Consider the following 17,578-nt stretch of genomic DNA (forward strand, 5'->3'; position numbering starts at 1 on the left):
ACAACGGGATACCGCAAAAACAGGAACGGCACTCCCACAGAGCCCGTGTCTCTGCAGGAGTGCCGTTGCCCGACCCGATATTCGGGAACCGACAGTGGCGGTTCCATTGATTCCAGTCCGATTTTTTGCCCGAGCTAAGTTTCGAAAATCATTCCGTTGGGGCGACAGTGAAGGCCTGGCCCAACAAAGTCGGGGGGAACGGCCATCAATTCAAGTTTGATTTCATTTGCCTCGCCGACCACACCATGTACGGAAAGTAATGAACGAATCGACTGTTCCGGAGTCCTCGAATCTTTGTTTGCGACTGAATACCACTCCATGCGATCAATTCGCACGAAAAGCGATTGCAGATGCTTCAGATCCATTCGAAAACCAGCATGATCGATATGCCCGTCAAGCGGCCCGCCAATCGTTTCTGTTGCTCCAAGATACATGCAAAGGATCCAGCCCCTTTCATCCACGCGGCAGTCGTAGCCAACGCGGCCAAAATCGGCAAGCGGTTCGAAAAGGCAAGCGGCTTTCCGGATGAATTGCTTCAACCAGTCAGGTCTGTAGTCCTGTTGCTCCCTGCGTAATCGATACTGCTCCATCTGTTCAAGCAGTTCTTCTATGGACATGGGCAAACCAGCAAGTGATTACTGTGATCTCTGTTGACACAATTAGCGGCATCAATGCAGGCCAATTGAAATCGTGATATTCCAGGGTCGCGTCCATGACATGGTTGAACTACATCAGCAAAATCGCTTATCAGGCTGCGAGAAACTCCCAGCAGAGTGGGTAAAGGACAGCAGTCTGATTCCACACACACGTTCTTGTTAAGCAGAATTCGCGTACGGAGATGTATCGGGCTGTGGCAAAAATGGGTTCACGGGATTTGCTGCATTGTTGTGCAGATGCGCCCAGCGGCGTCCTGTCCTTCCAGCCACGACGTTCAAACACCATTGAACCAGCGGTACGGATTGAGACGGCTTTGATTATTGCCACCATGCATTGCCACACAATGGACACCACGCTACGGATGCAATCCGCACAACCGTCCGCTATTGTCCCTGACTGATGTAACCTTTGACAATCATGCGGTCCTCAGCATGCCGTCTCCCACAAACTGCAGAGCCCTGCTATGTTTTTTCAAGCCCCGCGAATTTGTACTGGATACCGATGCTGGTCGCATGGAACCTGCCTGCTGCTTTTGCTCTCGCTGAGCCTGCAGTTACAGGCACTATGTCCGCTGCTGGCTGACGAATCTGCAAAAACAAGTCAAGCCAAAGCACGTGCCACAAATTTTGACCGATCCCGGCTTGTTGCCTGGTGTATCGTGCCGTTTGACGCCGCAAAGCGAAATCCGGCACAGCGAGCCAACATGGTTACAGAGATGGGAATTCGCCGCGTTGCCTACGACTGGCGAGCGGAACATGTCGATTCGTTTGAAGATGAGATTCTTCAGTACAAACAACATGGTATTGAGTACTTCGCTTTCTGGAGCTGGCATCCTGCAATGGAACCGCTCATCAGGAAGCACAATATCCACCCGCAGATCTGGATGATGTTTGGTGCCCCGGAACAAGGGACCCATGAAGAGAAGGTCAGGGCCGCTGCCCAGAGCCTTCTGCCACACGTTGAAAAGTGCAAAGAACTGAACCTCTCACTTGGGCTCTACAATCACGGCGGCTGGAGCGGTGAACCAGAAAACATGGTTGCCGTCTGTCAATACCTGAAGGAGCACTACGACGCAGAACACGTGGGCATCGTGTACAACCTTCATCATGGACACGAACACATTGAAGATTTTACGAGTCAGCTGGAACTGATGAAGCCCTTTCTGCTTTGTCTGAATCTGAATGGCATGAATGAAAAAGCAAATCCAAAAATCCTGCCAATCGGAGACGGTCGGCACGAAACAGAGATGATTCGGACGATTCAGTTGTCCGGTTATCAGGGGCCGATTGGAATCCTGGACCACCGCCCCGAAATGGACACACGGGAGGCATTAAAGCTCAATCTGGACGGCCTGAAAGCGACACTGAAGACGATCGGCGACAAAACAGCTGCTGCAACCTATGAAGAGTAACGGGCCGACCGATGCCAATCAGTACGATGACGATCATGGGCACCGGCACAAGTGTCGGCGTCCCCATGGCCGGATGTGAATGTGAAGTTTGTCTTTCAACGAACCCAAAGAATCATCGGTATCGATCCGGCGTGCTCGTCCGAGCTCCACGAGGAAATTTCCTAATCGACACGGGCCCGGAACTACGACTTCAGCTCGTCCGCGAAAAGATTCGATGGATCCACGCGGTCCTGTTCACACATGCCCACGCGGATCACATCCTTGGCCTGGATGATCTGCGAATTTTCGGATTTCGGCTCGAGCATCAGGCGGCCGATGCTGCAAAAGAGGAGGCAGAAAGAGCTGGTCTGCCGTTCGACGAGGAACAATTTCTCCGACAGAATCCGATTTCGATACCGCTCTACTGTGAAGAAGTTGTCGAATCGAGCCTTCGCGATGTGTTCTCTTACGCGTTTGCTGATCCATCAAAACAGTCTCACCGCTATGCAACCCCGCGACTGAGATTTGAAACAATTCACCATGGCAGCACGTTCGACATGCTTGGCCTGCCGGTCACACCAATTCGACTCAAACACGGCGAACTGCCAATCCTGGGGTTCCGAATCGGCAACGTCGCATTTTGCACAGACGTTTCTACGGTGCCTGCAGAAAGTCGCGACTTACTCAGGAACCTGGATGTTCTCATCATCGACGCACTGCGATATGAACCCCACCCCACCCATCTGAGCGTTGATGGTGCACTGAAAGTCATTCGCCAACTCGAACCTCGACAAGCTTACCTGACTCACATGTCGCATTCGCTGGACTATGACAAGTTATGCAGCGAACTGCCCAGTCATGTTCGCCCGGCTTTTGACGGCCTTGAAATTGAGATCTGCCGGTCATGAAACAAGAACCCGGATTTGTATCGGAACGCTACCGCAAACAGGCACTCTTCCGTGGGATCGGCCCGGATGGGCAGCAGAAGCTTGCGACCCGAAAGGTTGTGCTGATCGGCTGTGGCGCGCTTGGATGTGTGCTGGCCGACGCTATGGTACGTGCGGGCGTCGGGCATGTTCGAATCGTGGACCGTGACTTCGTTGAGCTCAGCAATCTTCAGCGACAGGTACTGTTCACAGAAGACGATGTCCGACAACATTTGCCCAAAACAATCGCAGCAGCCAGCCGTCTGCAGACAGTGAATTCTGAAATCCGGATTGAACCTGTCATTGCAGACGTTGATTTCACGAACATTCTGTCACTCGTCGACGGCGCAGACCTGATCCTTGATGGGACGGACAATTTTGAGATCCGCTATCTGATCAACGATGTCTCGTTACAGACCGGCATTCCATGGATCTTCACCGGTTGCACCGGCAGTGCAGGGCAGATGATGCCAGTATTCCCGGGAAAGTCCGCCTGCCTCCGATGCCTGATCCCCCTGCCTCCGCCACCCGGCACAACGGAAACCTGCGATACAGCCGGGGTACTTGGACCAGCTATCGGCGCGATTGCTTCGTTACAGGCGGCTGTTGCATTACGAATATTGTCCCGCCCCGGAACGAATCTGTCTCAACCTGACGGTGTCCCCCTGACGCTGACAATCGTCGATGTCTGGGACGGTACCTTTCGCCAGATGGACGTATCCACCCTTCGTGAACGTTCGGATTGCCCCGCATGCCATCAGGGCGAACGGCTCTGGCTGGATGGATCTCACAGATCCGGATCCACAGTGCTCTGCGGACGAAATGCGGTCCAAATCAGCCCGCCGGAAAAGTTGGCGATCCGCCTGGATGAACTGGCCGCGCGTCTAAACCATTTGGGCAAAGTGACCAGCAATTCGTTTCTGATTCGGCTGCAGATTGAAGCGCCCGCAGCACACGATCCAGGTGCTGGTCCCATTGAACTGACACTGTTCCCGGACGGCCGGGCCATCATCAAGGGAACGGAAGACCCCGCTGCGGCACGAACGATCTATTCGCGATACGTGGGGTCGTGATACCCCCCGGAGGGTCTCAGCTGGTGGCTGCGAAGAACGGACAGAAACGCAAACCCTGACCAGACGGGACCTATTCCTGATCACGAAGCCCGCGACTGTCGTCCTGAACCACAGCTCGAATATTCCCGCCGCAGCCCTCACCCGAACACTTACCACTCGCCGCAAACAGCGCGTCACCATCCGTTGCAACACCAAGCGAGCAGTCGAATTCGAATCGCCCCAGAAGTCGAAACTGACTGTCGGTGACCAGGAGTATCTTCGGGTCCCCATAACAACCAAAGAACCATTGGCCATTCCGACAGGTGGCAGTCTGAATTCCAAGATGTGTGTGACCACTCTGGATTACATGTTTACGAATAAAGTTGAATGCACCGTCATACTCGTAGACATAGTTTTCCTCAACGGCATCCGGAAGACCACCGACGACAAAGAAGTGATCTCGAAACCAGGCGATCCCTCCAGCACCATGAAACACCTGCTGGCATTCATGCCTGGAGATGAACCTGAGGTCGCTCGCATCGTAGACATAAACCCACGAATCAGCTTTGCCGTCAGGGTGATTGAACTGCCCCAGATTCACAGCGACGTATAAGCGACCTTCGTGCAGACAGACGTCCCCATGATGGTTATCAACCGGGACCTTGTGAAGCAGCTTTCCGTGGCGATCTGTCTTCACCAGCGTCGTCGTGAAGCTCCAGTAGACAGCGTTGGCATCCAGACAGAAGCCCTGAAGATGATGTTGATAACGGCCTTCGCAATTCACAACCTCAGAAGAAGCCGCAGCAACTATGGCCGTCGGGTAAGCCATCAGGAGGGCCATCAAAAGTCCGGTTCTCATTCGTTCCACCATTCTGGTCAGTTGAACTCTGGTCCGTTGAAGTTGAATCCTGTGCGAGCAAGGACGCCTTTTCAGAGACGCAGCGCAACTCGGCAGAGATGTCTCGCAGAATCCCTCCGCAAACTGTCTCTGAAATGGTGCCATTTGCAATCGAATCGTCAAAGACTGCGTTTCCGTCAAATTCCACAGAAAGCAGAGGCCACTTCCTTGCCTGACACCACAAGGAATCGTACTCTTCGCATCAGTTGTGGGTTTCAGACCCCAAACGATCTTTGAAAACCAGTTGAAAGTGGGTTCTCTGCCCGATACGCTGTCAGGCACAGGTCTTCCCTGTGACTATTCTGAGAATCTGTTTAGGTTGAACCAATGTTTCTGACCGGGGAGTACAAGCGGACGATCGACGATCGTTTTCGCGTGCAACTTCCGCCAGAACTTCTGGATGGAATCTCAACAGAAGACGGAAGCGTTATCGTCGCGAAAGAACGATCAGGCTGCCTGAGTCTCTGGAAACCGGATGACTGGCAACACCGACTCGACAGTGGCCTGAATCTGTTAAAGCAAAAGATTGATTCCGGGCGAATGGAACAGCGATGGGGTGACGTGCAGCGACTTGGACGGTTGCTTAGCACCCGTCATCAGTCCGCCAGACTTGCAAACCGATCCCGGCTGCTTATTCCTGATGGCTTCCGTTCTTTTCTGGGAGTGGATTCAGGGAAGGAAGTTGTTGTTGTCGGGGCGGTCATTTGCGTGGAAATCTGGAATCCTGAAATCTGGCTGGACGTCCTGAAACAGGAGATGCCGGATTTCGGGGATCTTTTCAAACAGTTGACGCAATAACCATTGAACCTGCTTTCACGTGTTCACTCAACACGCCGACATGAAACATCATTCAGTCGATTCATCGACTGTTGGACGCAGAACGGATCGAAGAAGAGAAAAGCCAGCTTACTCCACTCAACACGGTACCCTCCAAAACTGCTTACTCACTCAGGCAGTTTGACCGAAGAGCACATCCATGGATGGCCCTGCGGCAGGGATGCTGCTTTTCTCTCTTCGATCCGATTTTTATTCCCTCGGCAACAGCGTAGTGAACCTGAAACTGGCCAGCAAATTCCCCCCAGTGCTCCCCAATGCGCATTACTCGACTTGGAAATTCAGAGCGATGGTCGGACGTGGTGATTTTCAATCAGACGGCCCGATGGGTTGAAGTTGCATCAAACCAGCAGGCGCCGGTCAAGGATCAGATTTGTCAGATCCTGCAGCAGATTGACGAAACTCTGGACCAGATTGGAAGCACCAGAAAAGAGATTCTGGAAGTCACAGTTTTTCTGGCAGATCTGACTAATGTCCCAACACTGAATGAGCAGTGGGATGCATGGGTGCCGCCTTCGAACGCTCCGATTCGCGCTTGCGTTCAAGCTGGTTTACAGGGCAACTGCCGCATCGAAATGATCATCCATGCTGCCGCTGCATCAGAATGACGCAGGCAACACCAGAAATGCGGGTACATCCCCCTGCGCAGCAAACTGGTTTCATCAATTCATCCAGTCACTCAATTCGAAAAGGCCAGGAAGAATCTCTTCCTGGCCTTTCCGTTGAATCACGGGCAACTCATCTGTTGCTGATGGATGAAAGTGTCGCTGTCATCCCGATCTGAGCATCATCGCATTGTGAACACGGCAGGGTCGTCCACAATAAACGGTGTCGACCAGGTTCGACCGTCGTTGAAGTTGCAGATGTTGTAGAAGTGTGTGGCGAAGTACTCAGCCTGATAGCCGTATGGGAAACTGGAGTACACATGGTCGGCGGCGGTCAGGTTATCCACGCCGGGACTGGCGTAGTAGTGAACGCGACCATCGGATGTGACTGACATTCCCAGCGTCCACCAACCGGGAGTCAGCTTCGGACCGCGAACCTCCTGACCGAGATTATTTCCCCGGACCAGCAGGACCGCTTCGTCTTCCGAATATCGGGGGTCATGTTTGCTGTGGAACTCAATGAAGAACCCGGGCCAGTAATCTTCCTGCTTGCGAATCGTGCGTGAAATCAGAAACGTCTTCTTCTTTTCAGAGATGGTGGTTCGTAAATCAACGCGGTACCCGAAATGGGTGCCAGATCGACGTTCGAACTGATCGTAAGGAGGGATCCACAGCCGAGTTGTACAACTTGGATTGCGACCCGCACTAATGGCTCCAACCCGGGACGAACAGGACATGATTAAATCGTCCTGCTCCATCTGGCCTGACGGACGACCAGGTACCCCTGAATTGAGCGTCTGAATCTTCAATGCCCCCTTGCTTCCCGGGATCCCACCTGCAGGAGTTTCCACTCGGGAGATATAGTCAGGCATTCCACGCTTCGGGCTTTCGAACCAATGCCGGTTATTTGAAAAGCCAGTCGGAGACCGGACTTGTTCGTCCTGCTCTCGACTTGCCTTCTCTCCATTCGGGATCCACTTCCAGTTTTCATCTTCGAAGTCGTCACCGACATTCGTGATTCTCACACCGGTGCCAGGGACGACCTGTGCCTGCACGTCGGCAAAGAAGATTGGAAATGCCACGACAAAACACGCGGTCTTGATCAAAGTGAGTTGCGTCGACTTCATGTCAGCGCCAGCCTCTCAGGTGTTCGGTGATTCCGTTCGACGAAAGGATTTTGCCTCCCGGCTCGCAACAGCCGGTCTGCATCCATGAAGACATAGCTGTTTTATGCGAGCCGGGTTGGGCAAAAACACGTGAAGGCGCGTCCGTGAGTCCATCCACAGAATCAATCGCTTCCCTGCGAATGAGCAGTCTTCGCTGCGACACCGACACGAACCATTCCTTGTGTTTTATCGGCCCGCATCGCGCATTCGGAACAACGAATTGAACAACTCCCTCCAGACGGTCCCGAAGCCGGGCATTCGCAACTGGAAAAAACTTCCCCGACAATACAACCGAACCGCTGACCCCAAAACGCCCAGCATACCAAAACAAAGAAGCTCGCGATCCCTGAGATCGCGAGCTTCTGCTGAAACAGAAATCTCTGCAGGTTCGATCTAATGTTCAGCAGGCTTTGCCAGTGATTCAGAAATGGATTTCGCAACCTGGGTTGCCAGAACCTTTGAGCCCTCCGGCGAAAAATGCACATTCTTTGGCAGTTGAATTTCTTCAAGCTGTGGCAAAGCAAATGCATGCAGGTCATCGATCGCCACGCCATACTCCTGCATAACCTTTGCGGCAATTTCGTTGTAGAGCACTGATTCATCCGCCTTCCGTCCTGCGGATCCGGCAGGCACAGGAGTTGTCGTGCACCAGATCAGACGTGCTCCTGTCTTCTTCATACGGGCGACGAGAAGCCGAAGGTTCTTCTCGTAGTCTTCAGCAATGACCTGATGTCGTGCGCCTTCAACGTCAGGTTCGACGCGAGTTTTACCATCCGCGGAAAAGAAGACGATGTCATGAAGTCCGAAATTAAAATGAATGACATCCCACCTGCCATCTCCAAGCCATTGCTCAATCTGGTCGACACCGCGGGTTGTAGGCCCGCAATTCGTCAGAGGGCGAATCACATTCGCCTTGCCTTTCAACAGGTTACGAACGGCCACTGTGTAGCCCATCGAAATCGAATCACCTATCAACAGGACTCTTGGCAGTCCCTCCTGCTCTTCCACAGGAACCAATGACGGGTGTACCGTCCGCTTCTTTGCTGGTGCGCGGTCCTTCGGTGCATCCTGCTGCGGTACCTGAGCCGTGTCCGACGCAACCCGCTGCTCTGCACAATGGCCAGATGGAAGACAAAAAGTCATCTGAACGGCGCAAACAACCGCAGCCGCCAGAACCCTGAGCTTAAACTTTGTCATCATAGTGATGGCTCTTTTCTGCAACGAAAGGCACTTCTAGTTCGATTCTCTCAGACTGGTTCCCAACCAGAACACAATGACCCCGATGGTCAGTGAAACGGGCATCACAATCAGTCGAAAGCCAAAGAACAACTGAAACACAACAATTGTCGGCAGGCCACCAAGTGCGATGATCTGAAGCAACATTCCCAGGTGATGTTTCATGAAACGACGCCCTTCTGGTCGATCTCGGTTGCACGTCATTTTGTGTGCAGGCGGGGGTATTTTCGAATTCTAAACGGGCATCAATACAAAAGGCGACTTCCCTTGAGGAAAGTCGCCTGAATTTGAAACGCAGAAAGTCCTGGATACTACTTCAGGTCAGACGGATTGACTTCGATGGGTTTCAATTCCGAAACCTGTCCGTCCTTCACTGTCGCCGCATACTTACGATCCAGGTACCCTTTCTTCTCGTGCCAAACGATAAACGTGTGGCTGCCTTCCGGCAGATTCTCGATGGTGAATCGGCCTTCTTTATCGGTGACAGCGCAGTAAGGATGATCAACAACCAGCCAGTAGGCCGTCATCCATGGGTGATAATCGCAGGTGACCTTGAACGGCAGTCGTTCTGCCAGTTTGTTTTCAATGTCGACCCCTGATCCTTCCGCGGTATTCGGAGCAATCAAGACGTTCTGAGCTGTATTCTTGATTGGATTTGTGTGGGTATTGTGAGCGATCGCATCGTGTGAAATGACTTCAACAGTCTGGCCTGCCTGCAGCGTAAGAGCATGCGGGATAAACTGGCAACCCTTCTGATCGAAGATCACTTTGGCAGGGCTGGGATCCTTCAGATCAGGATGGATCGTCTTTGGCGCTTTCGCGAGATAGATGAAGACATTTGCAATACCTTTGGTGTCCTTGTCGACCACCAGGTCGTCTGCATAAGTATCGGCAGCCGCGCAGACAGCTGCGTCCTTGATAGGCGCGCCCTTCGCGTGCAGCAGCACAGGCTCTGGTGCATCGCCCTTCAGGACCACCTGGCCTTTAATTCCGCCCCAGCCATCTGCCAGAACGCTGGCTGAGCAAAGCAGTCCACACGCTACGGTCAATGCAATTTTCTTCATCAGGTTCTATCTCCTGTTCCGGAATGGTGTCGTTCGGAAACAATCTGAACAAGGTTTCCACACAGTTTCATAACGCTTCATGTCTTGCCGGGATGACGGTGCCCGTCGGCAATCCTTACATCCTGCCCGTCATTTATACGGCCTGGAATCAACAAAGTCGAACACCGAATTCGGGTGTCCCACGATCGGCGTCGACCGCTTCCCGACGTTGGGAACAACGCCATTGGCACAGCTGGCACGAGGTGTGCGTAACCGTCATGAAAGTGTCTTGAATTGCACGCATTCGATCCGGGTGTCACACTGCGGGTGTTAAAGTGACCCTGACACCGGGCGATTCTTCGGAATCTCCGAAGGAGTAACTATTATTCATGCTCTCTCGACTTCACACTTACACCCTTCTTGGCATTGAAGCTCTTCCAGTCGAAGTGGAAGTCGACATTTCGCCTGGCGCTCTGCCAAAAACGATTCTGGTCGGATTAGCCGAAGCGGCGGTGAAGGAAAGTGTCCATCGGATTGAACGAGCCCTGGTCAATAGTGGCTACGGGCGGCCCGAAAACAGAATCGTCATCAACCTCAGTCCGGCTGATCTGCCGAAGGAGGCTGCATCCCTCGATTTACCCATCGCCCTTGGGCTGTTGATTGCGGATGGTCAAATTGACGAAGACCCCGGTCGTCGAGCCATCTATATTGGGGAGCTTGCACTGGACGGGTCGCTCCGACCGATTCGTGGGGCGCTTTCCATGGCACTGGCTGCTCGAGATGCCGGAATGACTCACATCGTCGTACCGGCAGCGAATGCTCAGGAAGCCGCTGTCGTGGAAGGCATTGATGTGATTGCCTGTGGTGTTCTGGCCGAAGCTGTTGGATTTCTGACGGGGCAGCTTCCCCTGGATCCTGTTGTTTTCAGCTGGGACTCTGCGAGACAGACATTCGGAACCTACGACATCGATTACGTGGATGTAAAAGGACAGGAATCTGCCAAGCGTGCTGTTACGGTCGCTGCAGCAGGATCTCACCATCTACTGATGATTGGATCGCCCGGCACGGGAAAAACACTTCTGTCGCAACGGATCTGTACCATCCTTCCCGAACTTGAACCGGAAGAGAGCCTTGAAACAACTCGGATCTACAGCGCAGTTGCTCGCCTTGAACCCGGGCAACCGCTCATGCTTCGGCGACCATTTCGATCGCCACATCACACGATATCCGAAGCCGGTCTCGTGGGTGGTGGCAGCATTCCCCAACCTGGTGAAATCAGCCTTTCGCATAACGGGATCTTATTCCTGGATGAACTTCCTGAATTCAATCGCCGGACACTGGAAGTCATGCGGCAGCCTCTGGAGGACCATTGTGTGACAATTTCGCGGGCTATGGGCAGTGTGACTTTTCCGGCGAACCTCATGCTGGTCGCTGCGATGAACCCCTGCCCGTGTGGCTTCCGCGGAGACCCCAAACGACAATGCAGCTGCAGTCCGGTGCAGGTCGAACGATATCTGAGTCGAATCAGTGGCCCTCTGCTCGACAGAATCGACATCCATATCGAAGTACCCCCAGTGCCATTCCGAGAACTCTCAGACAAGTCTGAAGGCACCTCCAGCGCAAGCATGCGGGAACGAGTTGTTGAGGCAAGGTCGCGTCAATCCGTACGATTCAAAGGAACTCGGACGCTTGCGAACGGGAAAATGAAGCCCCAGCAAATCCGGAAATTCTGCCGTCTGGAGAATGACGCAGAACAACTGCTGAAGAATGCGATGGAAGAAACCGGACTTTCTGCTCGAGCTCACGACAAGATCCTTCGCATCAGCCGGACTATCGCTGATCTGGACGGGAGCGATAAAATTGCAGTCCACCACCTGAGTGAAGCGATTAATTATCGCACCCTGGACCGATCCTACTGGCAAGCCTGACGAAAACAGAACCCGCAAACTCTGGTGGCAGGCTGGCATGCCCACCGCAGGCGATCAGGTGTATGCAGACAATTCGCGAATTTCATCGATGACATCCTCGAGATCTGCGACATCGGCACCGGGCACTCGACCGCCTCGGTCGCACTCACCCAGCAACAACAATGTTTCGTAATCCGGTGATGCCTTCAGTCGCTGATGTGCGCGGAAACCGATTGTTCGATCTCGAATGAGATGCACGTCCATATGATGTCGTATCAGCCACGCAGTGCGATCAGTGATAAAGCCCTCCAGTGCCTGCAAACCTGCTTCGACATGATCATCCATGTCAATTCCCTTTCCAACATCATGCAGCAATGCAGCCAGAAGAAACTCTTCATCGTATGGCAATCGATCAATCGCCAGTTCATAACATTGAAGCAAGTGAAACAGGACATCACCTTCCGGGTGATGTTTCCTGCCTTGCATGACCGATCCCAGCGGCAGCAGGAGTGATCGGTAGACCTGAAAGCGATCGACTTCAAATTCGGTTTGCTGCAAAGCCGCATTCGCTTCAAGTTCGGGGTATTCACGTTTCAGAAACTCTTCGAACTCCGGCAGCGACGCTTTTTCAATGGCCTTGCCCGTAATGGAACTCCTGAACCCGAAACTAACGAGTTCGGGCGAATACATTGTGAGTTCAATCGGAAATCGATCCTGGATGTGGATGTGCGTGTAGACCCGCTCTTCGCCGTGCTTCCGTACCTGCTTGCGTTCTATATGAAACGTCATTCCTTTCTCTTCCAGCAGTCGCTCGATTGGATCGCTGGACACAGAGAACACATGGAGGTCGATGTCCGACCCTCTGCGAATGTGGCCTGTCAAAGTACTGCCAATGACGCGGGGACGAAAACGTTCCAGCAGCTGCAACATCCGCAGTGCCTCCAGACGCATGTCGCGCAGGCGATCGTAGCGTGATGAGCCTTCGAAAAGGCTCGCCATCCGTTGAATCTCGTCGCGTATTTCAGCATTACAGGGCAGTTCTGAAGGCTTAACCCAACCCTGACACAGACGACGCGCCGCCTTCAGTTTGGCACGATAGTACTCGGTCTCGCTACGGGAATACATCAGGCGAGCCGCTTCTACAATGATTGCACGCCTCAGCTTATCGTCCGTCATAAGAGTGGTGGACTGGTCGGATCACCAGCCCCGGGTTTCATCATCAAGTTCCAATGCCAAAAACGCAGCAGCAAAAATGCATCTGAGTGAAGTGTAACAAGTCACAATTTATTTTCGGCCCGACAGACATCATCGTCGGTCGAAAGCGGCTGGTATCGCAGGACTATCGGACAGAACGCCCACCCGGACTCCTGGTTGTGACAGTGCATAGTGTTGTGACCGTGCATAGTGTTGTGACCGCATAGTCTGGCAATCCGATACTCGGCACACAAGGTCGCCATTCACCCGAACAGCCTGAAGGAAGACACGCAGCACAGCGGCTGGTTCAGTCGGGAATCGAAAGTGGCAGAATGACATTCCGCAAAATCTGAATATTCCGCACATCTGCTGAAATCGCCAGAGTCTGCCCTGACTGGCATATTTTCACACAACTGATGAAGCCAGACGTTCGATTCAGAATTTGGGTGAAAGCCAATCCCTGCGCGCGATGTAGACTTTTGGCATCAGTACTGGCGGAAGGTGCGACCAGAGATAATTACACGGTTATGGAGCGATGGAATTGCTCGACCAGGAAAGTTGCCACATCATGACGACTGCCGTAGACGAAACCGTCGAAGCGGATGATCAGACCATCTCAGACTCTGCCACCACAAATACGCTCCCCGACGCATCCGTCCTGGAGGACAAGACTCCTGAATGGTTCCGTACGCCCGGTGTATCCGTTCTCTGCACAATGGCTCTTGGTCTGATTTTCCTTCAGATGGCTTTTCAGCCACTCTGGCATACTGATCTCTGGGACCACATCAATTATGGTCAGCGTATCCTGGAGACGGGGCACGTCAGCTCCACGGAGCCGCTGCTGAAACTGGCGGAAGGAATGCCTATGGTCAACTTCCCCTGGCTTGTCCAACTGGCAATGGCAGCCATGTACAACGGTTTCGGCTTGTCCTCACTCCAGTTCGCTTCGGCACTGATTGTGGCCTCGATGATGGCCATCGTCTGCTGGCGGACCACTCGGAAAAGTGGTTCTGTGCTGGCCGGGCTACTGGCGATTGCAATTTTCGCGACGATTAACCATTACCAGTTCACCGTCATCCGCCCGCAGATTGTTGGACTGTTGTTCTTCACGATCACCGTTTCGTGGTCGATGGCCAGGCAAAGGCACACTCGATTCACCTGGATATGTATGCCCGTGATGTTCGCAGTCTGGGCCAACTGTCACGGATCCTTCTCCGTTGGTCTGACATTGATGGCTTTGACCGGAGCGGGGCGACTTCTGGACATCTGGGTTCGATCCAGATCGCTGCGTCTGGCCATACTGGACTCGCAATTCGACAAGACCGTCATGCTGACCCAACTCTGCGCGGCAGCCGTTCTGTTAAATCCCGCGGGGCTATCCATCTACCAGGAAGTCCTTCAGATTTCCGCCAACCCGAATATCGAATCCATCGGCGAATGGTTCCCTATGTCCATCCGTACGATTCAGGGACAGGTCGCTGCCGGAATGACGCTTTGGTTACTTGGCGCGATGCACTTGAGTCCGCGGCGGATTCGATTCGTGGAACTGTTGCCGCTTGTGACAATGGGACTGCTCGCATGCTGGTCGCTTCGCATGATTAACTGGTGGGCACCGCTGATGGCTGTTTCCATCAGTACCCACACGGCTGCCGCCGTTCGACTCGCCTTCAAACGACGACGACGTACCGAACCCTACCCGTCGCGGGGGCTCTGGACGGTCGTGAATATCGGGTTGTGCTGGATTTTCTTTTCCTTCACACACTTCGGTGTTCAGGTCGTTCACGGTCGGGTCGCCGATCCGGCTCGCCTGGTGTCCAGACAGACTCCGGTTCAGCTGATTGAGTATCTGAATTCGAAAGAGTCATGGCCAAAGGGACTGGCATTCGTTCCGGCAGAATGGGCAGGGTTCGTCATGAATGCGGGGCCCGAATCCATTCAACCGATGGTCAATCTTCACGTCCATGTCATCCCGGAAATGGTCTGGAACGATTACCTGCGTTTGATCCATGGCCCGAATGACTGGGATTCACTCATGGATCAATATGGTGTGAATCTGGCGATCATCGACAAAGAAGCCCAGCCACGTCTGCTCAAAAATCTGAGCCAAAGCGAGGACTGGAATGCGTCATACCAGGACAATCAGGCCGTCGTTTTCGTGCGCAACACGCCCATCTAAGAATACGCAACAGCAGCATCATGTCATTCACGCTGTTGCCCGGGACTATTTGAATTCAGATTTGGCTTATCATGTCGCACCCCAATCGAATCAGTACAACCTTTCGAACCTTCGCGCTGACTCAGTTTGGCGTTGCTTCGGCTTTCCTGCTTTCGTGGTACCTTCTGCCCGACGTTCAGCAGCGTCAGGTCGCCGCTGAGTTACTGAATCGACCTGTGCCTGTGGATGTCATCGTATCGGGCACCATTCCCACTCGAATCCAGTCACTCTACGACGATGAAACGGTTGTCAGTGAAGAAGAACTCGCCGCCGTGCTCAGAAAGATCCTGCCACGATTCAGTCAGAAGAACCTTCGACCCAACTACGTGGAACACGCGCTGAGAGTCTGGGGAAACCAGATCGAATTCCAGAATCCGGATCTTATCTCAGGTCCTCAGATGGCGGACTATCTGCTCGACACCGGAAAGTACATCGCTTCGTGGGGAGACAGTGGCCAACCGATTCTGGAACCCATGGATGATGGCGTTTCCATTCGATGGGGTGCTGACATGACAGCCAGCGTGCACCACGACCATCTTCTGGCATGTCTGACAGAAGCTGGCGTAACTCTGGATACCCCCGTATACACTCCCCGCCGACAACTTCAGTTTCGAGATGTGTTGAATCAGGCTTTGCGAGACTTTCAGCTGGACGAACGCGAAACAGAATGGTCAGTGATGGCGTTTGGGTTCTGGCTGGCCCCGGAACATATCAACCGCTGGCACAATGGCCAGGGACGGGAAATCAGTTTTGATCTGCTGGCAGACCGACTGATGCGAAACCACAAGAAACACGGAGTCTGCCTCGGAACTCATCGCGTGTATTCCCTGATGGCATTGCTTCGCCTGAATCAAATGTATGACGGATCTGTGTTATCAGATGAAACAAGGCAAGACGTCGAAAATTACATTCTTGACGTCAGGGACTTGATCATCGCTTCACAGGAAGAGGATGGTGCCTGGCCACCGAACTGGCAGGATGGTGCTGGTGCGGAAGCCAATCGAGACGCCAGGGAAAAACCTCACCGACGCGTGATCGCCACAGGGCATCACCTGGAATGGCTGGCCATTGCCCCGGAGCGATTCCACCCGGACCGAAATATCGTCCGGCACGGGGCCGACTGGGCGATTCGGGATGCGATTGATGCTCCTCAGTCGCAGATTGATCAGAACTACACGTTCTACTCTCACGTCGGAAATGCCCTGGCTCTGTGGCGGAATACGACGCCAGCCGAATTCTGGCAACAGTGGCGCAGCGATCACCCCGAGGCGGAAGAATTCGCAGAGCCAGCGGCCACAGTCGAATCGAAGGATGAAAAAACCGTTCCACAACAAGCGCATTGAGGCGATTACAGGCTGGATTTTTCCCCACCAGGCCGCAAAAATTGCACGTCGGCCAGAGAGCCAGAGTTTGAAATGGCACGTGCAGGATGCGGATGTGTCTTGGAATTCAGGGATCGAATCAGGTGCAGATATGGTTATTAACGTCGATAAACCGTTCCAGCTTTTGATCACCGACGATAATTCAGCCTTTCGTCAGGTGCTTCGCGACGCGCTGGAACTCGCCTCCACCAACGTTGAAGTCGTTGAACAGTCTCATGAGACTGCCAGCCACCGAGGGCCAATTCTCGAGGTGTTCGAGGCAGAATCAGGCGAAGAAGCCGTAGAAATTGTCCGCAAACAGCGAATTGACATCGTCCTTCTGGATATGCATATGCACATCATGTCCGGGCTTGAGACCCTGAGGGTTCTCAAACGGATGGACGCATTGAGACCCTGCATTCTGATCACATCCGATACCAGCGAGCAGATCTGTCGCGAAGCTCAGGAAGCCAACGCATTCTCTGTTCTGAAGAAGCCCGTCCCGCGCAGGCAACTGGTCGCAACCGTCTCAACCGCTCTGGCGTCTGCATACCACAACGAAACTGAGTAAGTCGCACCGGGGTCTTTTCTTCAATCGACTCTTCGCTTAGGTCCTGATCCTTCCGGTCCTGCACCTGATCCGCCGGGTTCTGCATTAGCAGGAACGATCATAGGGAAGAACTTCATTCAGTGAACGAACTACCCAGTCTCGATAGGCTCCGTCTCGATAGGCTCCGGGCATAAACCCGGAAGCGTTCTTCGTTGGAGAACGGCTACGCGGAGAGCTTCCACAGTCGTTTCCGCGACGGATTGGCCTGCTCCCACTCCGGTCGCTGCGCTCCCTCCATTTCAGCAGGCCAATCCGTTACCTTTAACCCAGCCCTGACTCGCTTTTCCCGTGGTACAGAAAATGGGGGCACGCCAACAGCGACACGAACAGTGTTCCCAGACGAACACAGTGTTCATGAACGTCGTTCCTTATCATCCGCAGTGATTCATGACTATCTGGCTGGTGGTTGCCACGGTACAGCGCCGCCGCGCTGGAGATGGAGACGCAGTTTCGCATTGAGCTGGTTGACGATGCCTCGGTTTTT

General features: G+C 53.4%; 17 protein-coding genes. 10 read left to right on the forward strand and 7 right to left on the reverse strand.

The genetic code is table 11. The features are described 5' to 3' along the window. Positions 1-134: 134 nt before the first annotated feature. On the reverse strand, positions 135-617 hold the full coding sequence (locus R3C20_22545; GenBank protein MEZ6043286.1) for a hypothetical protein: 483 nt from the start codon (positions 615-617) through the stop codon (positions 135-137). 503 nt (positions 618-1,120) lie between these two features. On the opposite strand from R3C20_22545, the gene R3C20_22550 reads away from it, so the two are divergent. From R3C20_22550 to R3C20_22560, 3 genes are read left to right on the forward strand one after another with little or no spacing between them, the layout of a single operon-like run. After that, the gene (locus tag R3C20_22550; GenBank protein ID MEZ6043287.1) at positions 1,121-2,068 is read left to right on the forward strand and encodes a hypothetical protein; all 948 of its coding nucleotides are present in this window, start codon (positions 1,121-1,123) and stop codon (positions 2,066-2,068) included. A gap of 11 nt (positions 2,069-2,079) precedes the next feature. Beyond that, positions 2,080-2,955, forward strand: a complete 876-nt coding sequence (locus tag R3C20_22555) for an MBL fold metallo-hydrolase (protein MEZ6043288.1) — start codon at positions 2,080-2,082, stop codon at positions 2,953-2,955. Beyond that, positions 2,952-4,046, forward strand: a complete 1,095-nt coding sequence (locus R3C20_22560) for a ThiF family adenylyltransferase (protein MEZ6043289.1) — start codon at positions 2,952-2,954, stop codon at positions 4,044-4,046. The genes R3C20_22555 and R3C20_22560 overlap by 4 nt, the downstream gene beginning before the upstream one ends. A gap of 70 nt (positions 4,047-4,116) precedes the next feature. On the opposite strand, the gene R3C20_22565 is transcribed toward R3C20_22560, so the two are convergent. Next, a complete protein-coding gene (locus tag R3C20_22565) occupies positions 4,117-4,884 on the reverse strand; it encodes a hypothetical protein (GenBank protein ID MEZ6043290.1) in 768 nt (255 codons plus the stop codon). A 366-nt stretch (positions 4,885-5,250) separates the two neighbouring features. Between R3C20_22565 and R3C20_22570 the strand changes: the two genes are divergently transcribed. Together R3C20_22570 and R3C20_22575 are read left to right on the forward strand one after the other, a co-directional pair. After that, positions 5,251-5,721, forward strand: a complete 471-nt coding sequence (locus R3C20_22570; protein MEZ6043291.1) for a division/cell wall cluster transcriptional repressor MraZ — start codon at positions 5,251-5,253, stop codon at positions 5,719-5,721. A gap of 293 nt (positions 5,722-6,014) precedes the next feature. Continuing rightward, entirely contained in the window at positions 6,015-6,365 is a 351-nt protein-coding gene (locus R3C20_22575) for a Rid family hydrolase (GenBank protein ID MEZ6043292.1), read from the forward strand. Positions 6,366-6,544: 179 nt separating this feature from the next. Here R3C20_22575 and R3C20_22580 read toward each other — a convergent pair whose 3' ends face one another. From R3C20_22580 to R3C20_22595, 4 genes are all read right to left on the reverse strand, one after another. After that, the gene (locus R3C20_22580; protein ID MEZ6043293.1) at positions 6,545-7,489 is read right to left on the reverse strand and encodes a hypothetical protein; all 945 of its coding nucleotides are present in this window, start codon (positions 7,487-7,489) and stop codon (positions 6,545-6,547) included. 432 nt (positions 7,490-7,921) lie between these two features. Continuing rightward, positions 7,922-8,728 (reverse strand): SGNH/GDSL hydrolase family protein, encoded by an 807-nt coding sequence (locus tag R3C20_22585; protein ID MEZ6043294.1) that lies wholly within the window; start codon positions 8,726-8,728, stop codon positions 7,922-7,924. 33 nt (positions 8,729-8,761) lie between these two features. Next, positions 8,762-8,929 carry a hypothetical protein gene (locus R3C20_22590; protein ID MEZ6043295.1) on the reverse strand — a complete coding sequence of 56 codons (168 nt, stop codon included), beginning with the start codon at positions 8,927-8,929 and terminating at the stop codon, positions 8,762-8,764. A gap of 146 nt (positions 8,930-9,075) precedes the next feature. Next, positions 9,076-9,828, reverse strand: a complete 753-nt coding sequence (locus tag R3C20_22595) for a carboxypeptidase regulatory-like domain-containing protein (GenBank protein ID MEZ6043296.1) — start codon at positions 9,826-9,828, stop codon at positions 9,076-9,078. Positions 9,829-10,196: 368 nt separating this feature from the next. Between R3C20_22595 and R3C20_22600 the strand changes: the two genes are divergently transcribed. Next, positions 10,197-11,735 carry a YifB family Mg chelatase-like AAA ATPase gene (locus R3C20_22600; GenBank protein MEZ6043297.1) on the forward strand — a complete coding sequence of 513 codons (1,539 nt, stop codon included), beginning with the start codon at positions 10,197-10,199 and terminating at the stop codon, positions 11,733-11,735. Between the two features lie 54 nt (positions 11,736-11,789). Here the strand turns inward: R3C20_22600 and R3C20_22605 are convergent, their stop codons facing one another. Beyond that, positions 11,790-12,890 carry an HD domain-containing protein gene (locus R3C20_22605; GenBank protein MEZ6043298.1) on the reverse strand — a complete coding sequence of 367 codons (1,101 nt, stop codon included), beginning with the start codon at positions 12,888-12,890 and terminating at the stop codon, positions 11,790-11,792. Between the two features lie 86 nt (positions 12,891-12,976). On the opposite strand from R3C20_22605, the gene R3C20_22610 reads away from it, so the two are divergent. The 4 genes from R3C20_22610 (at position 12,977) to R3C20_22625 (ending at position 17,055) form a co-directional block, all read left to right on the forward strand. Next, entirely contained in the window at positions 12,977-13,135 is a 159-nt protein-coding gene (locus R3C20_22610) for a hypothetical protein (GenBank protein ID MEZ6043299.1), read from the forward strand. A 341-nt stretch (positions 13,136-13,476) separates the two neighbouring features. After that, entirely contained in the window at positions 13,477-15,084 is a 1,608-nt protein-coding gene (locus R3C20_22615) for a hypothetical protein (GenBank protein MEZ6043300.1), read from the forward strand. 71 nt (positions 15,085-15,155) lie between these two features. Next, positions 15,156-16,466: a hypothetical protein gene (locus R3C20_22620; GenBank protein ID MEZ6043301.1), complete on the forward strand. Its 1,311-nt coding sequence runs from the start codon at positions 15,156-15,158 to the stop codon at positions 16,464-16,466. A 94-nt stretch (positions 16,467-16,560) separates the two neighbouring features. Further along, the gene (locus R3C20_22625; protein ID MEZ6043302.1) at positions 16,561-17,055 is read left to right on the forward strand and encodes a response regulator; all 495 of its coding nucleotides are present in this window, start codon (positions 16,561-16,563) and stop codon (positions 17,053-17,055) included. The last annotated feature ends 523 nt before the right edge of the window (positions 17,056-17,578 follow it).

This window comes from Planctomycetaceae bacterium (assembly GCA_041398825.1).
Taxonomy (GTDB): domain Bacteria; phylum Planctomycetota; class Planctomycetia; order Planctomycetales; family Planctomycetaceae; genus F1-80-MAGs062.

What these genes read in the sequence shown, in the direction of transcription:
- R3C20_22545 (MEZ6043286.1), bottom strand. Translation starts at nt 617, where the DNA reads ATGTCCATAGAAGAACTGCTTGAACAGATGGAGCAGTATCGATTACGC.
- R3C20_22550 (MEZ6043287.1), top strand. Translation starts at nt 1,121, where the DNA reads ATGTTTTTTCAAGCCCCGCGAATTTGTACTGGATACCGATGCTGGTCG.
- R3C20_22555 (MEZ6043288.1), top strand. Translation starts at nt 2,080, where the DNA reads ATGCCAATCAGTACGATGACGATCATGGGCACCGGCACAAGTGTCGGC.
- R3C20_22560 (MEZ6043289.1), top strand. Translation starts at nt 2,952, where the DNA reads ATGAAACAAGAACCCGGATTTGTATCGGAACGCTACCGCAAACAGGCA.
- R3C20_22565 (MEZ6043290.1), bottom strand. Translation starts at nt 4,884, where the DNA reads ATGAGAACCGGACTTTTGATGGCCCTCCTGATGGCTTACCCGACGGCC.
- R3C20_22570 (MEZ6043291.1), top strand. Translation starts at nt 5,251, where the DNA reads ATGTTTCTGACCGGGGAGTACAAGCGGACGATCGACGATCGTTTTCGC.
- R3C20_22575 (MEZ6043292.1), top strand. Translation starts at nt 6,015, where the DNA reads ATGCGCATTACTCGACTTGGAAATTCAGAGCGATGGTCGGACGTGGTG.
- R3C20_22580 (MEZ6043293.1), bottom strand. Translation starts at nt 7,489, where the DNA reads ATGAAGTCGACGCAACTCACTTTGATCAAGACCGCGTGTTTTGTCGTG.
- R3C20_22585 (MEZ6043294.1), bottom strand. Translation starts at nt 8,728, where the DNA reads ATGATGACAAAGTTTAAGCTCAGGGTTCTGGCGGCTGCGGTTGTTTGC.
- R3C20_22590 (MEZ6043295.1), bottom strand. Translation starts at nt 8,929, where the DNA reads ATGAAACATCACCTGGGAATGTTGCTTCAGATCATCGCACTTGGTGGC.
- R3C20_22595 (MEZ6043296.1), bottom strand. Translation starts at nt 9,828, where the DNA reads ATGAAGAAAATTGCATTGACCGTAGCGTGTGGACTGCTTTGCTCAGCC.
- R3C20_22600 (MEZ6043297.1), top strand. Translation starts at nt 10,197, where the DNA reads ATGCTCTCTCGACTTCACACTTACACCCTTCTTGGCATTGAAGCTCTT.
- R3C20_22605 (MEZ6043298.1), bottom strand. Translation starts at nt 12,890, where the DNA reads ATGACGGACGATAAGCTGAGGCGTGCAATCATTGTAGAAGCGGCTCGC.
- R3C20_22615 (MEZ6043300.1), top strand. Translation starts at nt 13,477, where the DNA reads ATGACGACTGCCGTAGACGAAACCGTCGAAGCGGATGATCAGACCATC.
- R3C20_22620 (MEZ6043301.1), top strand. Translation starts at nt 15,156, where the DNA reads ATGTCGCACCCCAATCGAATCAGTACAACCTTTCGAACCTTCGCGCTG.